The organism is Nitrospirota bacterium (genome assembly GCA_023229435.1).
Taxonomy (GTDB): domain Bacteria; phylum Nitrospirota; class UBA9217; order UBA9217; family UBA9217; genus JALNZF01.
Genome location: JALNZF010000014.1, coordinates 50,031 through 66,443, shown reverse-complemented (window position 1 = coordinate 66,443; position 16,413 = coordinate 50,031). Strand labels below are relative to the sequence as shown.

The 16,413-nt window shown below is 51.8% G+C and carries 14 protein-coding genes; 12 read left to right on the top strand and 2 right to left on the bottom strand.

Annotated features, from left to right (window positions below; all coding sequences use genetic code 11):
* Positions 1-57: 57 nt before the first annotated feature.
* The 9 genes from M0R70_10550 (at position 58) to M0R70_10510 (ending at position 12,018) form a co-directional block, all read left to right on the top strand.
* Complete coding sequence (locus tag M0R70_10550; protein MCK9419805.1) at positions 58-2,163, top strand: HEAT repeat domain-containing protein; 2,106 nt, start codon at positions 58-60, stop codon at positions 2,161-2,163.
* A complete protein-coding gene (locus tag M0R70_10545; protein MCK9419804.1) occupies positions 2,141-3,571 on the top strand; it encodes an HD-GYP domain-containing protein in 1,431 nt (476 codons plus the stop codon). The genes M0R70_10550 and M0R70_10545 overlap by 23 nt, the downstream gene beginning before the upstream one ends.
* A gap of 155 nt (positions 3,572-3,726) precedes the next feature.
* Positions 3,727-3,954, top strand: a complete 228-nt coding sequence (gene xseB / locus M0R70_10540; GenBank protein MCK9419803.1) for an exodeoxyribonuclease VII small subunit — start codon at positions 3,727-3,729, stop codon at positions 3,952-3,954.
* A 300-nt stretch (positions 3,955-4,254) separates the two neighbouring features.
* Complete coding sequence (locus M0R70_10535) at positions 4,255-5,145, top strand: polyprenyl synthetase family protein (GenBank protein ID MCK9419802.1); 891 nt, start codon at positions 4,255-4,257, stop codon at positions 5,143-5,145.
* Between the two features lie 119 nt (positions 5,146-5,264).
* Complete coding sequence (gene dxs, locus M0R70_10530) at positions 5,265-7,187, top strand: 1-deoxy-D-xylulose-5-phosphate synthase (GenBank protein ID MCK9419801.1); 1,923 nt, start codon at positions 5,265-5,267, stop codon at positions 7,185-7,187.
* Between the two features lie 212 nt (positions 7,188-7,399).
* A complete protein-coding gene (locus M0R70_10525; GenBank protein MCK9419800.1) occupies positions 7,400-7,729 on the top strand; it encodes a DUF433 domain-containing protein in 330 nt (109 codons plus the stop codon).
* Positions 7,730-7,731: 2 nt separating this feature from the next.
* A complete protein-coding gene (locus tag M0R70_10520; GenBank protein ID MCK9419799.1) occupies positions 7,732-8,085 on the top strand; it encodes a DUF5615 family PIN-like protein in 354 nt (117 codons plus the stop codon).
* A 393-nt stretch (positions 8,086-8,478) separates the two neighbouring features.
* A complete protein-coding gene (locus M0R70_10515) occupies positions 8,479-8,868 on the top strand; it encodes a hypothetical protein (GenBank protein MCK9419798.1) in 390 nt (129 codons plus the stop codon).
* Positions 8,869-8,946: 78 nt separating this feature from the next.
* Positions 8,947-12,018 (top strand): hypothetical protein, encoded by a 3,072-nt coding sequence (locus tag M0R70_10510; GenBank protein ID MCK9419797.1) that lies wholly within the window; start codon positions 8,947-8,949, stop codon positions 12,016-12,018.
* Between the two features lie 366 nt (positions 12,019-12,384).
* Here M0R70_10510 and M0R70_10505 read toward each other — a convergent pair whose 3' ends face one another.
* Positions 12,385-12,732 (bottom strand): DUF2845 domain-containing protein, encoded by a 348-nt coding sequence (locus M0R70_10505; GenBank protein ID MCK9419796.1) that lies wholly within the window; start codon positions 12,730-12,732, stop codon positions 12,385-12,387.
* 329 nt (positions 12,733-13,061) lie between these two features.
* On the opposite strand from M0R70_10505, the gene M0R70_10500 reads away from it, so the two are divergent.
* Together M0R70_10500 and M0R70_10495 are read left to right on the top strand one after the other, a co-directional pair.
* A complete protein-coding gene (locus M0R70_10500; GenBank protein MCK9419795.1) occupies positions 13,062-13,829 on the top strand; it encodes a TlyA family RNA methyltransferase in 768 nt (255 codons plus the stop codon).
* Positions 13,830-13,886: 57 nt separating this feature from the next.
* Positions 13,887-14,243, top strand: coding sequence for a four helix bundle protein (locus M0R70_10495; protein ID MCK9419794.1), 357 nt, complete (start codon positions 13,887-13,889; stop codon positions 14,241-14,243).
* A 28-nt stretch (positions 14,244-14,271) separates the two neighbouring features.
* On the opposite strand, the gene M0R70_10490 is transcribed toward M0R70_10495, so the two are convergent.
* Entirely contained in the window at positions 14,272-15,063 is a 792-nt protein-coding gene (locus tag M0R70_10490) for a DUF3786 domain-containing protein (GenBank protein ID MCK9419793.1), read from the bottom strand.
* Positions 15,064-15,309: 246 nt separating this feature from the next.
* Between M0R70_10490 and M0R70_10485 the strand changes: the two genes are divergently transcribed.
* A complete protein-coding gene (locus M0R70_10485) occupies positions 15,310-16,413 on the top strand; it encodes a YafY family transcriptional regulator (protein ID MCK9419792.1) in 1,104 nt (367 codons plus the stop codon).

Sequence of the window (16,413 nt, the reverse complement as noted above, 5' to 3'; positions counted from 1 at the left end):
TGGGAAATTGCACGTTCTTATTTTGACACTGAGACGCTCTTATGCTACATTAACACTATGCAAAACAACGAAGGCCAGGAAGAAATTATTACCCCGGAAGTTCAAGACGTAATGCGGAGCCTTGTCTCGGCGATACGGGCTGTTAAGCTCTATCCGGCCAACAACCCCATTTACTCCCAGTCAATAAAAAAATCATTTGAGGTTTTGGACCACTTTCTAAATACCGCACCGGAATACCGCGTTGGCGTGCACCAGACACAGTTCACCTACCATACCATCGCCATCGGGAAAGAGGCGCAGCTGAACAAGACCATCGCACAGGACATCTTCGCGAAGGGGGTCCGTGAGATCGTCTTTAAAAACGGGGTGACCGAAGAACAGCTGATCGCCCTTTATCGCGCCCTTGCTCTATCGCCGGAAGAGCTTGCGATGAAAAGCGGGATTTCTTCGATTCTGTGGGAAGACGGGGCAACACACATCCAGATCACTGAGTCAGGTCTGGATGAGGTCATTTTGACGAGGAAAGAAAGCCGGTCGCCGGAGGAAAGGAAACAGACCGAGAGTCCGTCCAGAGCGCTCAATCCTGCCACGGCAAAGAAAGAAATCGTCTTTGCAGGCCGCACACTGATCCTCGATGACCTCATGAACGATCCCGTGGGATTCGGCTCCAGCATGCTCTCTCTGGCTATGCAAACGCGGGATGAGCGTGAAAGCGTCGAAGACCGCCTCTACACGCTTTATCTGGAAGGTGGGCGCAAAATCCGTGACGAAGACCCTGACCAGAGCGATATCCTGTTCGAGGGGCTGGCAAAATCCGTTCTCTCGCTCGAACCACCCTATCGTGAAAAGATCATTGCCGGAAAATTATACCGGGAACTGGACGAAGAGAGTTTAAGCGAACAGAAGGACGCACTTGAAGAACAAGTGCCGAATGAGCTTCATGAGATCCTGACGGGAAGATTTTCCAATGCGTGGACCATGCCGCAAGTGAAAGAGCTCCTGAAACAATCGTCAACAAAGAAGACCGTACCCACGCCGACTCTTTCTTTTCCGCCGACGCCCGCGTCTCTCGAGGGGGTTCCGATTTCCCCGGACCTTGCCGATATAGCACGGGACATGGCGGAGTATACTCCGGAAGAGATGGAGGCGCTCAAGAATATGAGCACGGCGGGTATGGAGTCCGACATAATCGAGGCGGCAGTGCGCACACTGCTCTTTTTACTGCTCCAGATGAAGGACCATCATCGCCCGGCCACCGCGGGAAAAGAGATTGAACTGCTTTCGAGTGTCGTTCACCAGCTCGAGGACATGATGAGCTATCTTCTCAAGAAAAAGGATTACACGACAGCCCTGATGATCGGTAGTGCGTTCCTTACGCCTGTTGACCCGGTATTCAAACCGCGCATGATGGAAGCGATCAGGAAGGCGGCGTCCCGATCCAATATCATGGAGACGATCGCCGATCTGCGGCGATACCCCAAAGGCTCTCCTGAGTATGTTGCAGCCTATTCCTATTTGTCCATCATGGAACGTGAGTCGACTGAAGTGCTGCTGGAACTGCTCGCGGAAGAAAAAGACCGGTCGACAAGAAAAGCGTACCTCGATTTTGCAAAAGACCTGGGAAAGAACCAGATCATGTTGATCGGTGAGCACCTTGCGGACGAACGCTGGTACTATGTGCGCAATATCGTGAGCATCCTTGGGGAGAGCAAGGCCGACCAGGCGATAGCGTTCCTCAGCAAAGTGGCCGGCCATGCTAATTTCCGGATTCGGCAGGAAGTGGTCAAGGGGCTGCTCTCGATCGGCGGGAAAAAGGCGGCAAGCCTGCTGGCGACGTTTTTGAACGACAAAGAGGCGGATATCCAGTTGATGTCCATTCGCGGTATCGCAGTAGTGAAGGGGGCCGGCCTTGAAGCGGCAAACGCTCTTATGGATTTCCTGGCCAACAGGCCGCTTAAGAAGAGCAACCAGGAGCTTACGCTCGAGGCGATCAAGACGCTGGGAAAGATCGGTGGAGCGGATGCGGGAGAATTTCTGAACAGATATCGACGCGTAAAATGGTGGAGATCGAGGACGCTCCAATTGGAGCTCCGCTCCGCGGCGCTGCAGTCCATGAAGGAAATCGAGAGGAGACAGGGCGATGGCGGACGAGCGACGCGATAGCCGGGGAGAGGCGAAACAGTCCTTTTATGCGAAACAGCAGCTGATCACCGCGGCCAGGGTCACGTTCCAGTATTTGGCGGCTGTGTTGAAAAACGCGACCCTCTATCCTGAATCTCACCCTTCCTCGCTTTCATCGGCCGAAAAGCTTTTGACCAAGATCCGGGAATTGCTGGTGGATCGAAAGGAAGTGGCGTTCTATCTTGTCGGGGGAGAACTGTTTTTCGAGACCCATTCAGTGCCTGTTGACCAGAGCCTGTCCCTCGTCATGGAGCAATTTGTCATCAGAGACATCGGCGGGATCATGTTTAAGCCCGGCCTCACGGAACAGGAGATCATCAAGTTTGCCGTCCTGATGAGCAAAGAGCCGGCGTTCTTTGAATCCGAGGGAGGCCTCAACGCAGCGCTCGATCAGGAAAGCATATCTCATATTGATCTCCACCGGGCGCTTATCGTTGATAAAAAGGTCGGGAGCGCCATCAAACAGGCAAAAAAGGCCTCCACGGGCTATACGGATGCCGTAGGCACGGTGAAGGAGATGATTCGCTCCGTGCATCTTGACAAGGCGGTCAACATGCGCAAAATGAACACGACCGTTCAGACCATGGTTGATGATATCCTTGAGAACCGCGATGCCTTCATGGGCCTGACAAGCATCAAGATGTATGATGAATATACGTTCGCCCACTCGGTGAATACATCCATTCTGGCCATTTCCCTGGGATCGTTCCTGTCGCTCGAAAAACGCCAGATCGCCGTCCTGGGGATAGCAGGTCTCCTCCACGACATCGGCAAGGTGACCCTTCCGCTGGAGATTATCAACAAACCCGGAAAACTGACGGAGGAGGAGTGGGGGATCATCCAACAACATCCCGTGGAAGGGGCGCTGGTCCTCGCTGATGTCCCGGGGGTTACCAAAATGGCCATGGTAGCGGCCTTTGAACATCATCAGCATGGCGACATCCATGGATACCCTCACGTTGAAGACGACCATAAGCCGCATCTTTTTTCACAGATCGTTTCCCTCGCCGATGCCTACGAAGCCATTACCGCCAACCGGGTATACTACAGTTCCCGTACAACTCCTTATCAGGCGATCAGGATACTGCTCAAGAATCGCGGAAAAGCCTTCGACCCCATCCTTGTCAAAGCCTTTGTCAACATGATCGGGATCTTCCCGGTTGGTACGGTCCTCAAACTGGATACGGGCGAGGTGGGGCTCGTCATGCATCAGACCCGTGACCTTCTGCGGCCCCGGGTACTGCTTCTCACCGCGTTCGACGGATCGGAAAGGGAGACCGGTGCGGACGTCAGTCTCCTGGAGACGGTGAACGGGAAGTATGTACGCTCCATCGTTGGTACGATCGATCCTCAAGCGGCCAAGATCGATATAAAGCAATATATCGATTAGCGCCCTCTCGCCGCACTATTATTCAACACACCGTTCTCACAGAGAAAAAGCGCTTTTCACCCTATTTCTCTTGATTTTGCCGTTATCTTCCGGATATAATTAATTTTAAACGCAGGAATTTCCAAACTGTCTTCACCGGTGGAGTGTTTACGGGTATGGCGGAAAAAAAGTTTGAAAGAGCGCTGGCGCGGCTCGAGGAAATCGTGCAGAAGCTTGAGCAGGGAGATCTCCCGCTGGAGCAGTCGCTGAAATTGTTCGAGGAGGGTATCCGGCTTTCACGCATTTGCAACACCCGGCTGGAAGAGGCCGAGCGAAAGGTGGAGATCCTGCTCAAAGATAAGGCCGGGAATATGGTCGCGAAACCGTTTGAAGAAGAGGAATGAGGGAACAAATTCCAAATTCCCAATAATAACCAATTACCAAATCACAGCAACTACTCAGGTTGGCCGCAAAAGAACGCAAAGAACTCAAAGAACAGCCTGAAACCATGTATTTCAGTTTTTAATTCTCTCTGCGATCCTGGAGCCTGCCCTCGAAATGTCTTATCGGGGGTTCTTTCGCGGCTAACAGATTTTGACCTGAGTAGATACAAATCGCAATGACCAAACGTTTGGAATGTGATGCTTGGATATTGGCGCTTATTTGTAATTTGGCGCTTGATAATTGGAGCTTGCTTCTCACCTATGGACATAATATCATACCTTTCCAAAAAAAAAGTCATCGTTGACAAGACGCTCGAAAAGCTCGTTCCCCCTGCGAAGATGTTCCCGCCCTCGGTGCATGAGGCCATGCGCTACAGTCTCTTTGCCGGCGGCAAGCGGGTGCGGCCCATTCTGGCCATCGCGGCTGCCGAAGCGCTTGGCGCGAGGACATCCGGTCTGCTTCCCCTGGCAGGGTCGCTGGAACTCATTCATACGTACTCGCTGATCCACGATGACCTTCCCGCAATGGACAATGATGATTTCAGGCGCGGACGGCCGACCTGCCATAAGGTATATGGCGAGGCCATTGCCATCCTCGCGGGGGACGGGCTTTTGAATATGGCATTCGAAGTGCTGTCCGATACCCGCCGGACAAAAGCGGTCCCCGCGAACAGGCTCATTACCACCATCAAAGAGATCAGCACGGCGTCCGGCGTTTTCGGCATGGTGGGAGGGCAGGTGATTGACATGGAGTCCGAGGGCAAAGAGATCGATTTCCCCACGCTCGAATACATCCATACTCACAAGACCGGCGCGCTCATCCGTGCTTCAGTGCGGGTCGGCGCCATCTATGCGAAGGCAAATGAGAAACGGCTCAAGGCCCTGACCCGGTATGGTGAACTGGCCGGTCTCGCTTTTCAGATCGCTGATGATATCCTCGATATTACGGGTAAGCAGGAGGAGCTCGGCAAGGACGTCGGCAGCGACCTGAAAAAAGGCAAGAGGACCTTCCCCAGCTTTTTCGGTCTCGAAGGATCGCGCCTGAGGGCCAACGAGGTTGCGGATAAGGCCATTCATTCCCTGAGGGATTTTGACCACAAGGCGGACCCGCTAAGGGAACTGGCGAAGTATATTGTGAACAGGGTAAATTAGAGAGGGGAAGGCAACGAAGCCCGTATCGTCTGTCGGTAACGTGAAGCGTCCTTAAGACGAACAACGAATCCCTAACCGAAACCGGCGTCGTCACCGTAACCTTATCACGTGAGGTATCCATGATACTCGACAAAGTGAACAATGTTCAAGAACTGAGGACGCTTCCCCCGGCGGAATTGCCGACGCTTGCCGAGGAACTCCGGAAGGAGATCATCAGTGTGGTGTCGCAGACCGGAGGCCATCTTGCCCCGAGCCTGGGGGTTGTTGATCTGACCATCGCGCTTCATTACGCCTTTGATACACCTACGGACAAGATCGTCTGGGATGTGGGGCACCAGGCCTATGCTCACAAGATACTGACCGGCAGACGGCACCGGTTCCCGACACTGCGGCAGCACGGCGGGATCAGCGGTTTCCCCAAGCGTGAGGAAAGTCCTTACGACCATTTTGATGTGGGGCATGCCAGTACGTCCATTTCCGCCGCCCTCGGCATGGTCTCGGCACGGGACATCAAAGGAGAGGACTTCCACGTGATCGCCGTGATCGGAGACGGGTCCATCTCCGCGGGGCTGGCGTTCGAGGGATTGAACCAGGCGGGACATTTGAAAAAGAAGCTCATCGTGATCCTGAACGACAACGAGATGTCCATATCGCCGAACGTGGGGGCGCTTTCATCGTATCTCAGCAGAATGCTGACCGGGCACTTTTACACCAGGCTGCGCCGGGAGACCAAGAACTTCCTGCAGGGCATCCCCAAGGTAGGCGAGTCCATGTTCAATCTTGCGAAGAAGGCCGAGGACTCTATCAAGGGCCTGATGGTGCCGGGAATGTTGTTCGAGGACCTGGGATTCCAGTACATCGGACCCATCGACGGCCATAATATCGACCATATGCTCGAGACCTTCCGGAATATCCAGGAATACACCTGGCCGGTCCTGGTGCATGTTATTACCAAAAAGGGAAAAGGCTGCGAGTTCGCGGAGTGCAGACCGTCGCAGTATCACGGCGTGCCTCCCTTTGATCCGGCAACGGGCAAGGTTACCGTAAAAAAGCAGTCCGTCATGAGCTACACCGAGGTGTTCGGACAGACCATGATCAGTCTCGCCGAGGACAACGAAAAGATCGTCGCCATCTCGGCGGCCATGTCCGAGGGCACCGGGCTCGACAAGTTCGCCGAACGCTTTCCCGACAGGTTCTTTGACGTGGGCATTGCCGAGTCCCACGGCGTCACGTTTGCCTGCGGACTTGCCGTGGAGGGGATGCATCCGGTTGCCGCCATCTACTCCACGTTCACCCAGCGCGCCTATGACCAGATAGTGCACGACCTCTGTCTCCAGAACCTGCCGGTGACGCTCGCGCTTGACCGCGCCGGCCTCGTAGGCGAGGACGGGCCATCGCACCACGGCGTGTTTGATATCGCCTACCTGCGCCACATCCCGAACATCGTGATGATGGCCCCCAAGGACGAGAACGAGCTTCAGCATATGCTCAAGACGGCGGTGGAATACAACGGTCCTTCGGCAGTGCGCTATCCTCGCGGCACCGGTTGCGGCGTTCCCATGGACCAGGAGTTGAAGACGCTCGAGATCGGGAAGGCCGAATTGATCAGGAACGGGAACGATGTCGCCATCATCGCAATCGGCAACATGGTCGGCCCGTCGATGGAAGCCGCAAAACGGCTTGAGGACGAAGGGATCTCCGCATCAGTGGTGAACGCGCGGTTCGTGAAACCGCTCGATGAAACGATGATCATTTCCGTTGCAAAGAAGACAGGAAGGATCGTAACCGTCGAGGAGCACGCCCTCTCCGGCGGCTTTGGAAGCGCGGTGCTCGAATGCCTCGATGCAAACAGCGTTGCCGGGATCAAGACGCATCGAATCGGTGTGCCGGATGCGTTCATCGAGCACGGAGCACAGCAGATCCTCCGGCGGAAGTATGGTCTGGATGCCGATGGAATTTATGCTTCGGTCAGGGAATTTATCGAGAAGACCCGGTTGAAGGTGGTCGCGCCGGTGACTCAGATCAGGGCAATGGACGTGTAGGCGGACTGCGGGAGGCCCTCAGCCCTATCACTATGATGGAGAAGCACCCTCTCCATCACTTCCTCTCCCCGGAGCCTGCCCTCGAATGCTTTTATCGGGGGAGGGAGAGGATAAGAGGTGAGGGGGATTGGTTGCGGCCTTGGCCGCGCTATAAAATAATGTAGACGAAACCGCAATAGTCATATAATATGGATGCAAAGGAGGTAAATTCCATGACCATCACAATTGCTAATGAAGTCATTCCGTTGCGCGCTGATTCAAACGGCGTTGTACGTGTCGGTGGAACGCGCGTAACATTGGAGACGGTGATAGCGGCCTTTTCTGAAGGCGCGACGGCTGAAGAGATCGTCCAGCAGTACCCATCCTTGAATCTTGCCGATATCTACGCGGTGATCGGCTACTATCTGAGACATTCGGGCGAAGTAGATGCCTATGTACGGCAGCGAGGGACCCAGGCAGATGCGGTACGAAAGCAAAACGAAGCCCGCTTTGACCCGTACGGCATGCGCGGTCGCTTGCTGACACGTCGCATTCAGGGGTAGCGATCATGCTTTTGCTCGCCGACGAAAACCTCAATAATGACATTGTACGCGGATTACGGCGTCGAAAACCCAACTTGGATATCGTGCGTGTTCAGGATGTCGGTTTGTCAGGCGCTGATGATCCGGCAGTTTTAGAGTGGGCGGCGCGCGAAGGGCGCGTATTGCTTACGCACGATGTCTGCACAATCACCCACTACGCCTATGAACGCGTCAGCGCGGGCAAGGCCATGCCGGGCGTTTTTGAGGTCAGCCGGGGAATTCCCATGGGATCAGTTATCGAGGATATTCTTTTGCTGGCGGAGTTCAGTCTCGAAGGTGAGTGGGAAGGGCAAGTGCGGTATCTCCCCTTGCGGTGAAACAACGCGTTCAAAACCGGAACACTATTGTTAAACCCTGAAGTCACGCATGTATTTCTTCGTGCCTTTGTGTCTTCGTGGTAAATTTGTTCCGGCTTGTCCGGGTTACGAAATAAAGCCAGATTATGAAGCGATCTCAACTACCGTTGAAGAGTTTATGCCTCAATCTTCAGTCAAACTCCCTCAGTTACTTTATTCATAAAAAAGTTGACATTAATAGCAATATCTGACAAACATACTCCTATCATAGTATAACAATGTTATAAAATAATATTCCGTAAGTAGACCTGCCGCTTTTGCCACATCAGAAAAGCTTTTTGGTATCGGCGGGCGCAATCCCTTCGCTCGGATCGATCCTCATCGAATAGCTCCACAAAGAAAGCGGAATAACGCATGTTGAAAAATAGCATGAATTGTGACGTGCGCCAGTGCAGGGTATACAGGCTGTTATTCCTGCTGTTCCTCACTGTTTTTGCGATAGCCCCGCTCGCTGATGCCTATACGGATTCCTTGTGCCCTTCTCCCGTATTTTTTGATGACCTCATTGATTCAGATTTGCCAGTCAGTATTAATGACCTGAAATTGAATGATGCCCTCAATTCCCTCCATGCTTTGAAAAGCGCATCCGAGCGGAAACTTGATGATCACGCGCTTTTGGTGGAGGCCCTGGCAATAGATGGCACGGCATGTCATATCATCAGGAGAGATGTTCAATTATGTGCTCTAAAAATATTTCAAGCCTGTCCTCCCTTATCTTCGGATCCTTCACCGCCTGTTGCGTAACAGCCTGCCGTTTTGTTCGGTACATCTTCTATAATGTAAGTCGGGAAAATCGCAATAATTAACGAGGAGGAAATTGACATGAGAAGAAAGCATCTTTTATTTCTGTGGGTGGTTATTTTTTTACTGATCAATTCCGTGTGTTATGGTTATGCAGAAAATTATTTTGTAAACAATGAAGGTGGAGCCGATAATAACAGTGGCACTAGTTGGAATGATGCTTTTGAGTCTTTAGCTCCTGTATTTGGCATTGCGATGCAAGTACCACCAGGGGGTCCTTCTCCTAATATTTACATTAAGGCTACAGAAACCCCCTATCGAAGAAAGAATAATATATTTCTTGTTCTTGGTGGATTGAATTTCTTTTTTGATGCTACCGGCAGTACTGAAAATCCTGCTGAACGAGGAAAAAAACGAGCAAAATTATATGGAAGTCAACAGATCCCGGTTGGTGGCTGGAACTTGATTTCGGGGTCAAGTCCAGAGAAACTTTATAGTGCACAGTATTCAGATACGTCTACGGCAAACGTTGATATTATTGCGTTGTACATTGATGGAATAACACCACAGAAAATTGAAAGAGTCAATACGATTACGAATGATAACCAATATGTTTATGATCCTACCACGCAAATAATAACTTATAGAAACGATACAATAGACCCATCAAGCCTACCCATTGAATGTGTAAGTGGCCAGACAACTGGGATTGAAGGATGTACGCATATGAGCTTGTATGGTGCTAATTTGCGCTACTTTTACCATGGGTACGAACATGGAAACTGCGGAATTGTGGAGATTGCAGATATAGATGTTGGCTATTCTGGAGATACAGGTGTAATAATTGGAGGCGGACTTGCTGAAAACGGTATTTGGAGGAATATTTCGTCCCACCATAGTGGAAGAGATGGATTTCACATCTTAGGAGTCAACGGTAATAAGGTTTTCAATTCTGTCTCATATGCGAATGCTGGAGACGGTTTTGTTCTCACTCCATGGGCAGACCGTTATTCATTATCCTTTACGGCTGGCGATCATTGCGATTATGAGCCTTCTACTGTATTTGTGATGAACAATACGTCCAGTAACAACCATGGAGTTGGTTTTAGGATATTTTCATCGGTAAAATACAATTCAGTATTGGCAGATGAAAATTGCACAAATTGGAATTTAGTTAACAACATTTCCTCAAATAATCTTTCGGGAGAATTTTATCTGGAGAATAGCGTTATAAGCGTTGTAAGTAATTCTATCCACAATAACGGTTGGAATGGTTATTCTAATCAATTGTTTTTAGATCAATCCGGCGGTGGCAATTTGGAAAACATTGATCCAATGTTTGTTGCTCCCGATTCAGGAGATTTTCATTTAATGTGTAGTTCGCCATATATTGATAAGGGCGTTAGCACTGGCTTGGTTATCGACGATTTAGATGGTCAGTTAAGGGATAACCCTCCTGACATCGGCGCCGATGAATATGATATATCCTGTTGCAATGACAACAACGCCTGCACCATCGACACCTGCAATACAGCGACCGGCTGCGTCTACACACCGATTGTCTGCAATGACAACAATGCCTGCACGATTGATACGTGCAATCCGTCCGTCGGGTGCGTCTACACCCCGATTGTTTGCAACGACAACAATGCCTGCACAGACGATTTCTGCGATCCTCAAACAGGCGCTTGCATACACACCAACAATATGGCGGTATGCAACGACAACAAACTTTGCACAGAAAATGACATTTGTTCGAACGGAGTTTGCAAGGGAAAAGCCAAGAACTGCAATGATAACAACATTTGCACATCCGATTTCTGCAATGCGACAACAGGTGCTTGCATACATATGAATAATACCGCTCTATGCACCGACAATAATGCCTGCACGTTGAGCGATAGATGTGCCGGTGGAGTTTGTGTTCCCGGAACGTCAAAGAACTGCAATGACAACAACATTTGCACAACCGACACCTGTGATACTGCAACGGGCGCTTGTCTCAACACACTAATCTCACCAACCTGTGGACTCCCTGGCATTTCCCTGCCAGCAGGGACACTACTTGGCATCGACCAGGGTACGGGGTCAGGGCTGAATACCCCGTGTGAAACAGGGTCGTGCTTCGGCATGGAGCTAAGCCCTGGCAGTATCTACTGGACTGATTTTGGTCCAGGCACAGACGGTGGTTTCGTGGTAGGCAAGGCCCAGGCATCCGGCGGGCAGGAAATCTCGAATATTGCAACAGACGGCGAGTTGACCAACGCGTGGGGGGGCGCAGGCGGCTACGCCACGTTTTTCACAAGCTCGTCCGGCACCCTCAACATATTCAATAGCACCTCATGTACGGGGGCGGACTGTATTTACAAAACCGAGCTCAAGGTATTCAACGAAGCGTGGAATGGCAGTATAATCCCGTTTGGCAGCGCTGCCGGATGTACCCTACCATCATGCACGTGGGATCAGATAAATGGCATCTTCGTCAACGACTATCAGATCGATCAGAGCGATCCCGTCCACAAAACCTGGAGCATGAGCTACTCACAGGTGTTGCCGGCTGGACCAATGGCCGGCGTGAATTTTACGTTCATCTTTCGCGGAACGGTTGTCGAGCTCTGCGATGATGCTGTCGTGCGATGCGATGACAGCAATATTTGCACAAACGATTCTTGCGATCCGGAGACTGGCGCATGCGTCTATGTATCGGTTGCCGATGGAACAGACTGTACCGAGGTTCCTAATGGCACATGCCAGTCCGGAAATTGCGTCAGCATCGATCTTGAACCCACGGCAATGAATGCAACGAAGTACAGCGCCACCACAGTTCGGGTGAGTGAAACGGTGAATAACCAGGGGAGCAGTGGGACCGGAAGTTTCACCATCAGGTATTACCTGTCGACAGACAGGACGTATGGTTCCGGTGATATTGCCCTGGCAAGCGCTTCCAATGGTACGGGAACGTGCAGCCGCACGGTGAGTTCGTTGTCTGCCGGATCGAGCAGCAGCACGAGCAACAAGACCTGTTACAAACCGAGTGGTGCAGTTACCGGGGAGAGCTATTATGTACTGGTTGTGGACGATGCGGACAGCACGATAAACGAGTACAACGAAACCAACAACGTCAAGGCGACAAGCGGGACGTTAAGTTGGTAACTGGTATGGCAGGGGATCGGTCTTTGGAATGTCAGCTCCCTTAAGCCCGATACGAAGAAGGTGAAATAGAAATGAAACAGTCAAGGGCCGGAGATTTATTTCGGCCCTTTTTTATGGTGCGCCCGGCAGGGCGTACTCACTTGGAGGCGTAACTGCGTTAGCTGTATCACAAGGCGTTCGCGAGGTGGGATTAAACGGTGCGCAGGAGATGAGAGAAAAACCCCTCACCCCAACCCTCTCCCCACAAGGGCGAGGGTGAGTTTAGATTGTCCTCTCCATGGAGTGGAGTACAAGGTGAGGGGTGCGTGCTGTAGTCGTTGCTTTTCTCACTTCTCAGATCGAGACGATTTCATCGCTGCACTCGTGTTATTCGGGCTTCGTACTCTTGTTGTACCCATAGCCGCCGGTCCGGATATCCGCAATCCTGCCGTTTCTCATCGTGACAATCCGTATGAACTGACTTGGGCCGAAATTATAGGTCCATTCATCGACAGTGACGATCAGTTTGTTTCTTGTATCCTTGTCAAGCCGTTCGCTGATTTCTTCGTTATGCGAGTCTTTCCAGTCGGGCTCACCGCATTTCGTCATCAGGTCAACGCGGGAATCGCCGACAGAGACAATTCCTCCCTTGCAGTCAAGCGAATCGGCGTAGGCGTTAACGCAGGGTATTGCCATAAAGGCAAGAAGACAAAATAACACGCTTGTGCTTCTCATAGGTAAACCCTCCATTCTTGCTATTTAGACGTATTTATCGATTAATAGTTTAATCCTGCCGGTAAAAGGTGTCCATGGATAATTGATGAGATGATTGACCGTTGACAGGCTGTTCCGCTTCTGGTACGCTCAATTCTAAAATCAACGTGCTCTTAAAGCTTAGATCTCTAATTTTGAGTTTAGTTATTTATTTACAGGCAACTACCCCTCACCTTAATCCTCTCCCCTGATTGGAGAGGAAATATAAACTCCCTCGCCCCATCGGGGAGAGGGCTGGGGTGAGGGGGCCTGAATCGTTGGTCTGAGGCAACGTCTCGCTCATTGTTACTATGCCTGCTCATAAACCAGAAAACAAGAAAGCAAATAAAGTTCGTCTTGACCGACTGCTTGTTGAGCGCGGCCTGGTGGAAAGCCGTGAGCGAGGACAGGCGATGATCCTTGCCGGAAATGTCCTCGTGAACGGTCAGAAGCGGGACAAGTCCGGCGGGCTTGTGCCTGAAGACGCTGAAATCCGAATTCTCGGAGAGCAACTTCCCTATGTGAGCCGGGGAGGCGTGAAGCTTGAAGCGGCTTTGAAGGAATTCAAGGTCTCCGCGGAAAACAAGACTGCCCTTGATGTGGGTGCGTCCACCGGCGGCTTTACCGACTGCCTGCTCCAGCATGGATGCTCAAAGGTCTATGCCGTGGACGTGGGCTACGGCCAGTTGGCCTGGAAGCTCAGGCAGGACCCGCGCGTCGTTGTCATCGAAAGGGTGAACATTCGTCACATCGATCCTGTGCTTATACCTGAACCCATTGATATCGCGGTTATCGACGTCTCGTTCATTTCCCTCGAAAAGGTCGTTCCTTCCATCCTGCAGTTCCTCAAGCCGCATGCGGATCTCATCGCACTCATCAAACCCCAGTTCGAGGTGGGGAAAGAACAGGTAGGTAAGGGTGGTATCGTACGGGATGAGGGCGCGAGAAATGCGGCAGTCAAAAGAATCGAGGATTTTATCCGAAGTATCGGTCTTGACGTGAAGGGTATAATTTCTTCACCGATTCAGGGCCAAGACGGGAATGTGGAATTTCTTATTCACGCGGTTAAGCGTGAATAAGAAATAGTTCGGAGTTATGAGTTCGGAGTTCGGAGACTGGAAAAAGTGGGGAGCAAAATGAGCGAAGAAAAGTTTGATTTTGAAAACCTGAAGGTTTATCAACGAGCTTTGGAATATGTTGATTTTGTTTATAAGTTCACGAAGACATTTCCGAAGGAAGAGTTATTTTCTTTGACAGATCAATTCAGAAGAGCGGCAACTTCGATATGCTTGAATATTGCGGAGGGAAGCGGTGGCAGCAAAACTGAATTCAAGCACTACCTCAAAATATCGCGAAGATCCGCCAGAGAATGCGTTGCGATAACCGAGATTGTATATCGGCAAACTTATGTCCGTAGCGAGGAAAGAAGTCAATCAAGGTCGCAGTGCATTGAATTGTCGAAAATGCTGACTGGACTCATGAAATCACTCTAGCTACGAACTACGAACTCATAACTCCGAACTACGCGGCTGTAAGCCGCGTAGCAAACTCCTCTCCCAAAACCACCATCGACTCAATGTCCAGATAACGCGGCGCGGTCCTGTCCAGAAGCAGTCTGCATTGTACGGGGAAATCTTCATCAGGAACAGCATCAGAGAACAGCAATAGAGCGGGATAGTGAGGGAAGAACCTGAATGCATAGGCCGCGTCGTGGTTTCCCGGTACGTCCGCTTTAACTCCCCCGAGCCGCTCGCACGCGGTTTTGAGCGCATCCACCTTTTCGGAAAAATGTTTAGCGATCACGTCCTCGACATGAGCGGCCCACGCCTTGTCCTTGGCATGGGATGCAGGCACCGAACCGAAGGTGACCCATTCTCCCGACAATGAAGGTGGATCAGGCATGCAGAGATGGTTGTAGATGAGGATCGATATCCAGGGGCGCGGTTCCTTGCCCGTGGGGTCCAGGATCTTTTCTTTCGTGACCACGTAGTTTTCATTCAGGAACTCGAGCTTAAAAGTGTCAGGACCGGTGATTATCACGCCGAACAGGCGCGCTGTTTTCTCGAAATCCAATGCTTGAATCCTGGGCTGCAAGGACGCCAGTGCCTGCTCATACACCGTGCCGGGCGAGTTGCGTTGTCCATGGTCCGCCTCCCGCAGTGCTTCTCGCCCCGCCTCGGTCATGGAAGGACAATCATCCGGTGAGGCCTGGTGCGTGGCAAGTTTCGCGGCAAAGCCGAAACAACTTGGAAGGCCGCACTTGCCGCAGTTGGTTTTAGGCAGGAACTTATATATTTCTACCGCGGTTTTCATTACATTACTCCGAACTACGAACTCATAACTCCGAACTGAATTTCACCACGGCTGTTTTCATTATGATCAACTTAACGCTTTTATCAAACGCTGTCAATTCTTACATGAAACACTCGCCGCAGAATTATCAGCAATCTCATCTTGAGTTTTTCCCACGTCTGGACTATAGTCGTTTCATCCCATCAGACAACATTGCCGGACAGTAGCCTGTAGCCTTTTTCATAAGCGCCGTACGAAAGGAGCGTCATGGACCTTTTCGACCGGATTTACTGTTTGCATCGTGTGCTCAATCAATCTCGCTACCCTGTTTCGCATTCTGTCCTCCAGGAACGCCTTGAATGCTCCCGCGCCACAGTCAACCGGGTCATTCGCCATATGCGGGATGGCCTGGGAGCGCCGATCGAGTATGGCCGCGGCGCCGAAGGCTACCATTATGTGCCGACAGGCGAGCATCCCTACGAACTCCCCGGCCTCTGGTTCAATGCCTCCGAGCTTTACGCGCTCTTGACCGTTCAGCGCCTGCTCAGCGAGATACAGCCTGGCCTGCTCGACAGCCATCTGATGCCGTTGCGTGAACGCATAGAGCGAATACTAAAGTCACGGGACGCTTCCCAGGGAGACATTACCAGCCGCATCCGCATTTTGAGCATGGCTTCCCGACGTGTCGATCCAGCGTACTTTCCCACTGTGGCGGACGCTGTTCTCCGTCGCAAGCGCCTGAACATCATTTATCACGGCCGTGCTGACAACAGGACAACCGAGCGTGTGGTTTCCCCCCAGCGGCTGGCGCACTACCGGGACAACTGGTACCTCGACGCGTGGGACCACACCAAACGGGCGCTCAGGAGCTTTTCCGTTGACCGCCTCAAGCAGGTGCACGTTCTCGACAAGCCCGCTAGGGAAATCTCCGACGCAAAACTCAATGCTCATTTTGCTTCAGCCTTCGGCATCTTCGCGGGCAAAGCCAGGCATACGGCAGTATTGCGCTTTACGCCGGAACGCAGCCGCTGGGTGGCCGATGAATCGTGGCATCCAAAGCAGAAGGGCCGGTTCGACGGCGAGCACTATGTTCTTGAGGTCCCGTATGCGGACCACCGCGAGTTGGTTATGGAAATCCTGAAGCATGGGCCGGAGGTGGAGGTTATCGGGCCGGCGTCTCTGCGGGCTGAAGTCGTAAACTTGCTGGGCAAGGCGCTGTTGCGGCAGCAGAAGATTAGTTCGAAGAAAGCAGGCGGCTCAAATCGCACTATCCTCTCCTCTCCCCTCGGGGGAGAGGACAAAGGTGAGGGGGGCTTTTCAGGTGAAATTGAAGTGGCAGCAGGCTCATGTTTTGAGCCTGGCACATGGTAG

Excerpts from the sequence above, each read along its gene's own strand:
- M0R70_10550 (MCK9419805.1), top strand. The coding sequence starts at position 58 with ATGCAAAACAACGAAGGCCAGGAAGAAATTATTACCCCGGAAGTTCAA.
- M0R70_10545 (MCK9419804.1), top strand. The coding sequence starts at position 2,141 with ATGGCGGACGAGCGACGCGATAGCCGGGGAGAGGCGAAACAGTCCTTT.
- xseB (MCK9419803.1), top strand. The coding sequence starts at position 3,727 with ATGGCGGAAAAAAAGTTTGAAAGAGCGCTGGCGCGGCTCGAGGAAATC.
- M0R70_10535 (MCK9419802.1), top strand. The coding sequence starts at position 4,255 with ATGGACATAATATCATACCTTTCCAAAAAAAAAGTCATCGTTGACAAG.
- dxs (MCK9419801.1), top strand. The coding sequence starts at position 5,265 with ATGATACTCGACAAAGTGAACAATGTTCAAGAACTGAGGACGCTTCCC.
- M0R70_10525 (MCK9419800.1), top strand. The coding sequence starts at position 7,400 with ATGACCATCACAATTGCTAATGAAGTCATTCCGTTGCGCGCTGATTCA.
- M0R70_10515 (MCK9419798.1), top strand. The coding sequence starts at position 8,479 with ATGTTGAAAAATAGCATGAATTGTGACGTGCGCCAGTGCAGGGTATAC.
- M0R70_10510 (MCK9419797.1), top strand. The coding sequence starts at position 8,947 with ATGAGAAGAAAGCATCTTTTATTTCTGTGGGTGGTTATTTTTTTACTG.
- M0R70_10505 (MCK9419796.1), bottom strand. The coding sequence starts at position 12,732 with ATGAGAAGCACAAGCGTGTTATTTTGTCTTCTTGCCTTTATGGCAATA.
- M0R70_10500 (MCK9419795.1), top strand. The coding sequence starts at position 13,062 with ATGCCTGCTCATAAACCAGAAAACAAGAAAGCAAATAAAGTTCGTCTT.
- M0R70_10495 (MCK9419794.1), top strand. The coding sequence starts at position 13,887 with ATGAGCGAAGAAAAGTTTGATTTTGAAAACCTGAAGGTTTATCAACGA.
- M0R70_10490 (MCK9419793.1), bottom strand. The coding sequence starts at position 15,063 with ATGAAAACCGCGGTAGAAATATATAAGTTCCTGCCTAAAACCAACTGC.
- M0R70_10485 (MCK9419792.1), top strand. The coding sequence starts at position 15,310 with ATGGACCTTTTCGACCGGATTTACTGTTTGCATCGTGTGCTCAATCAA.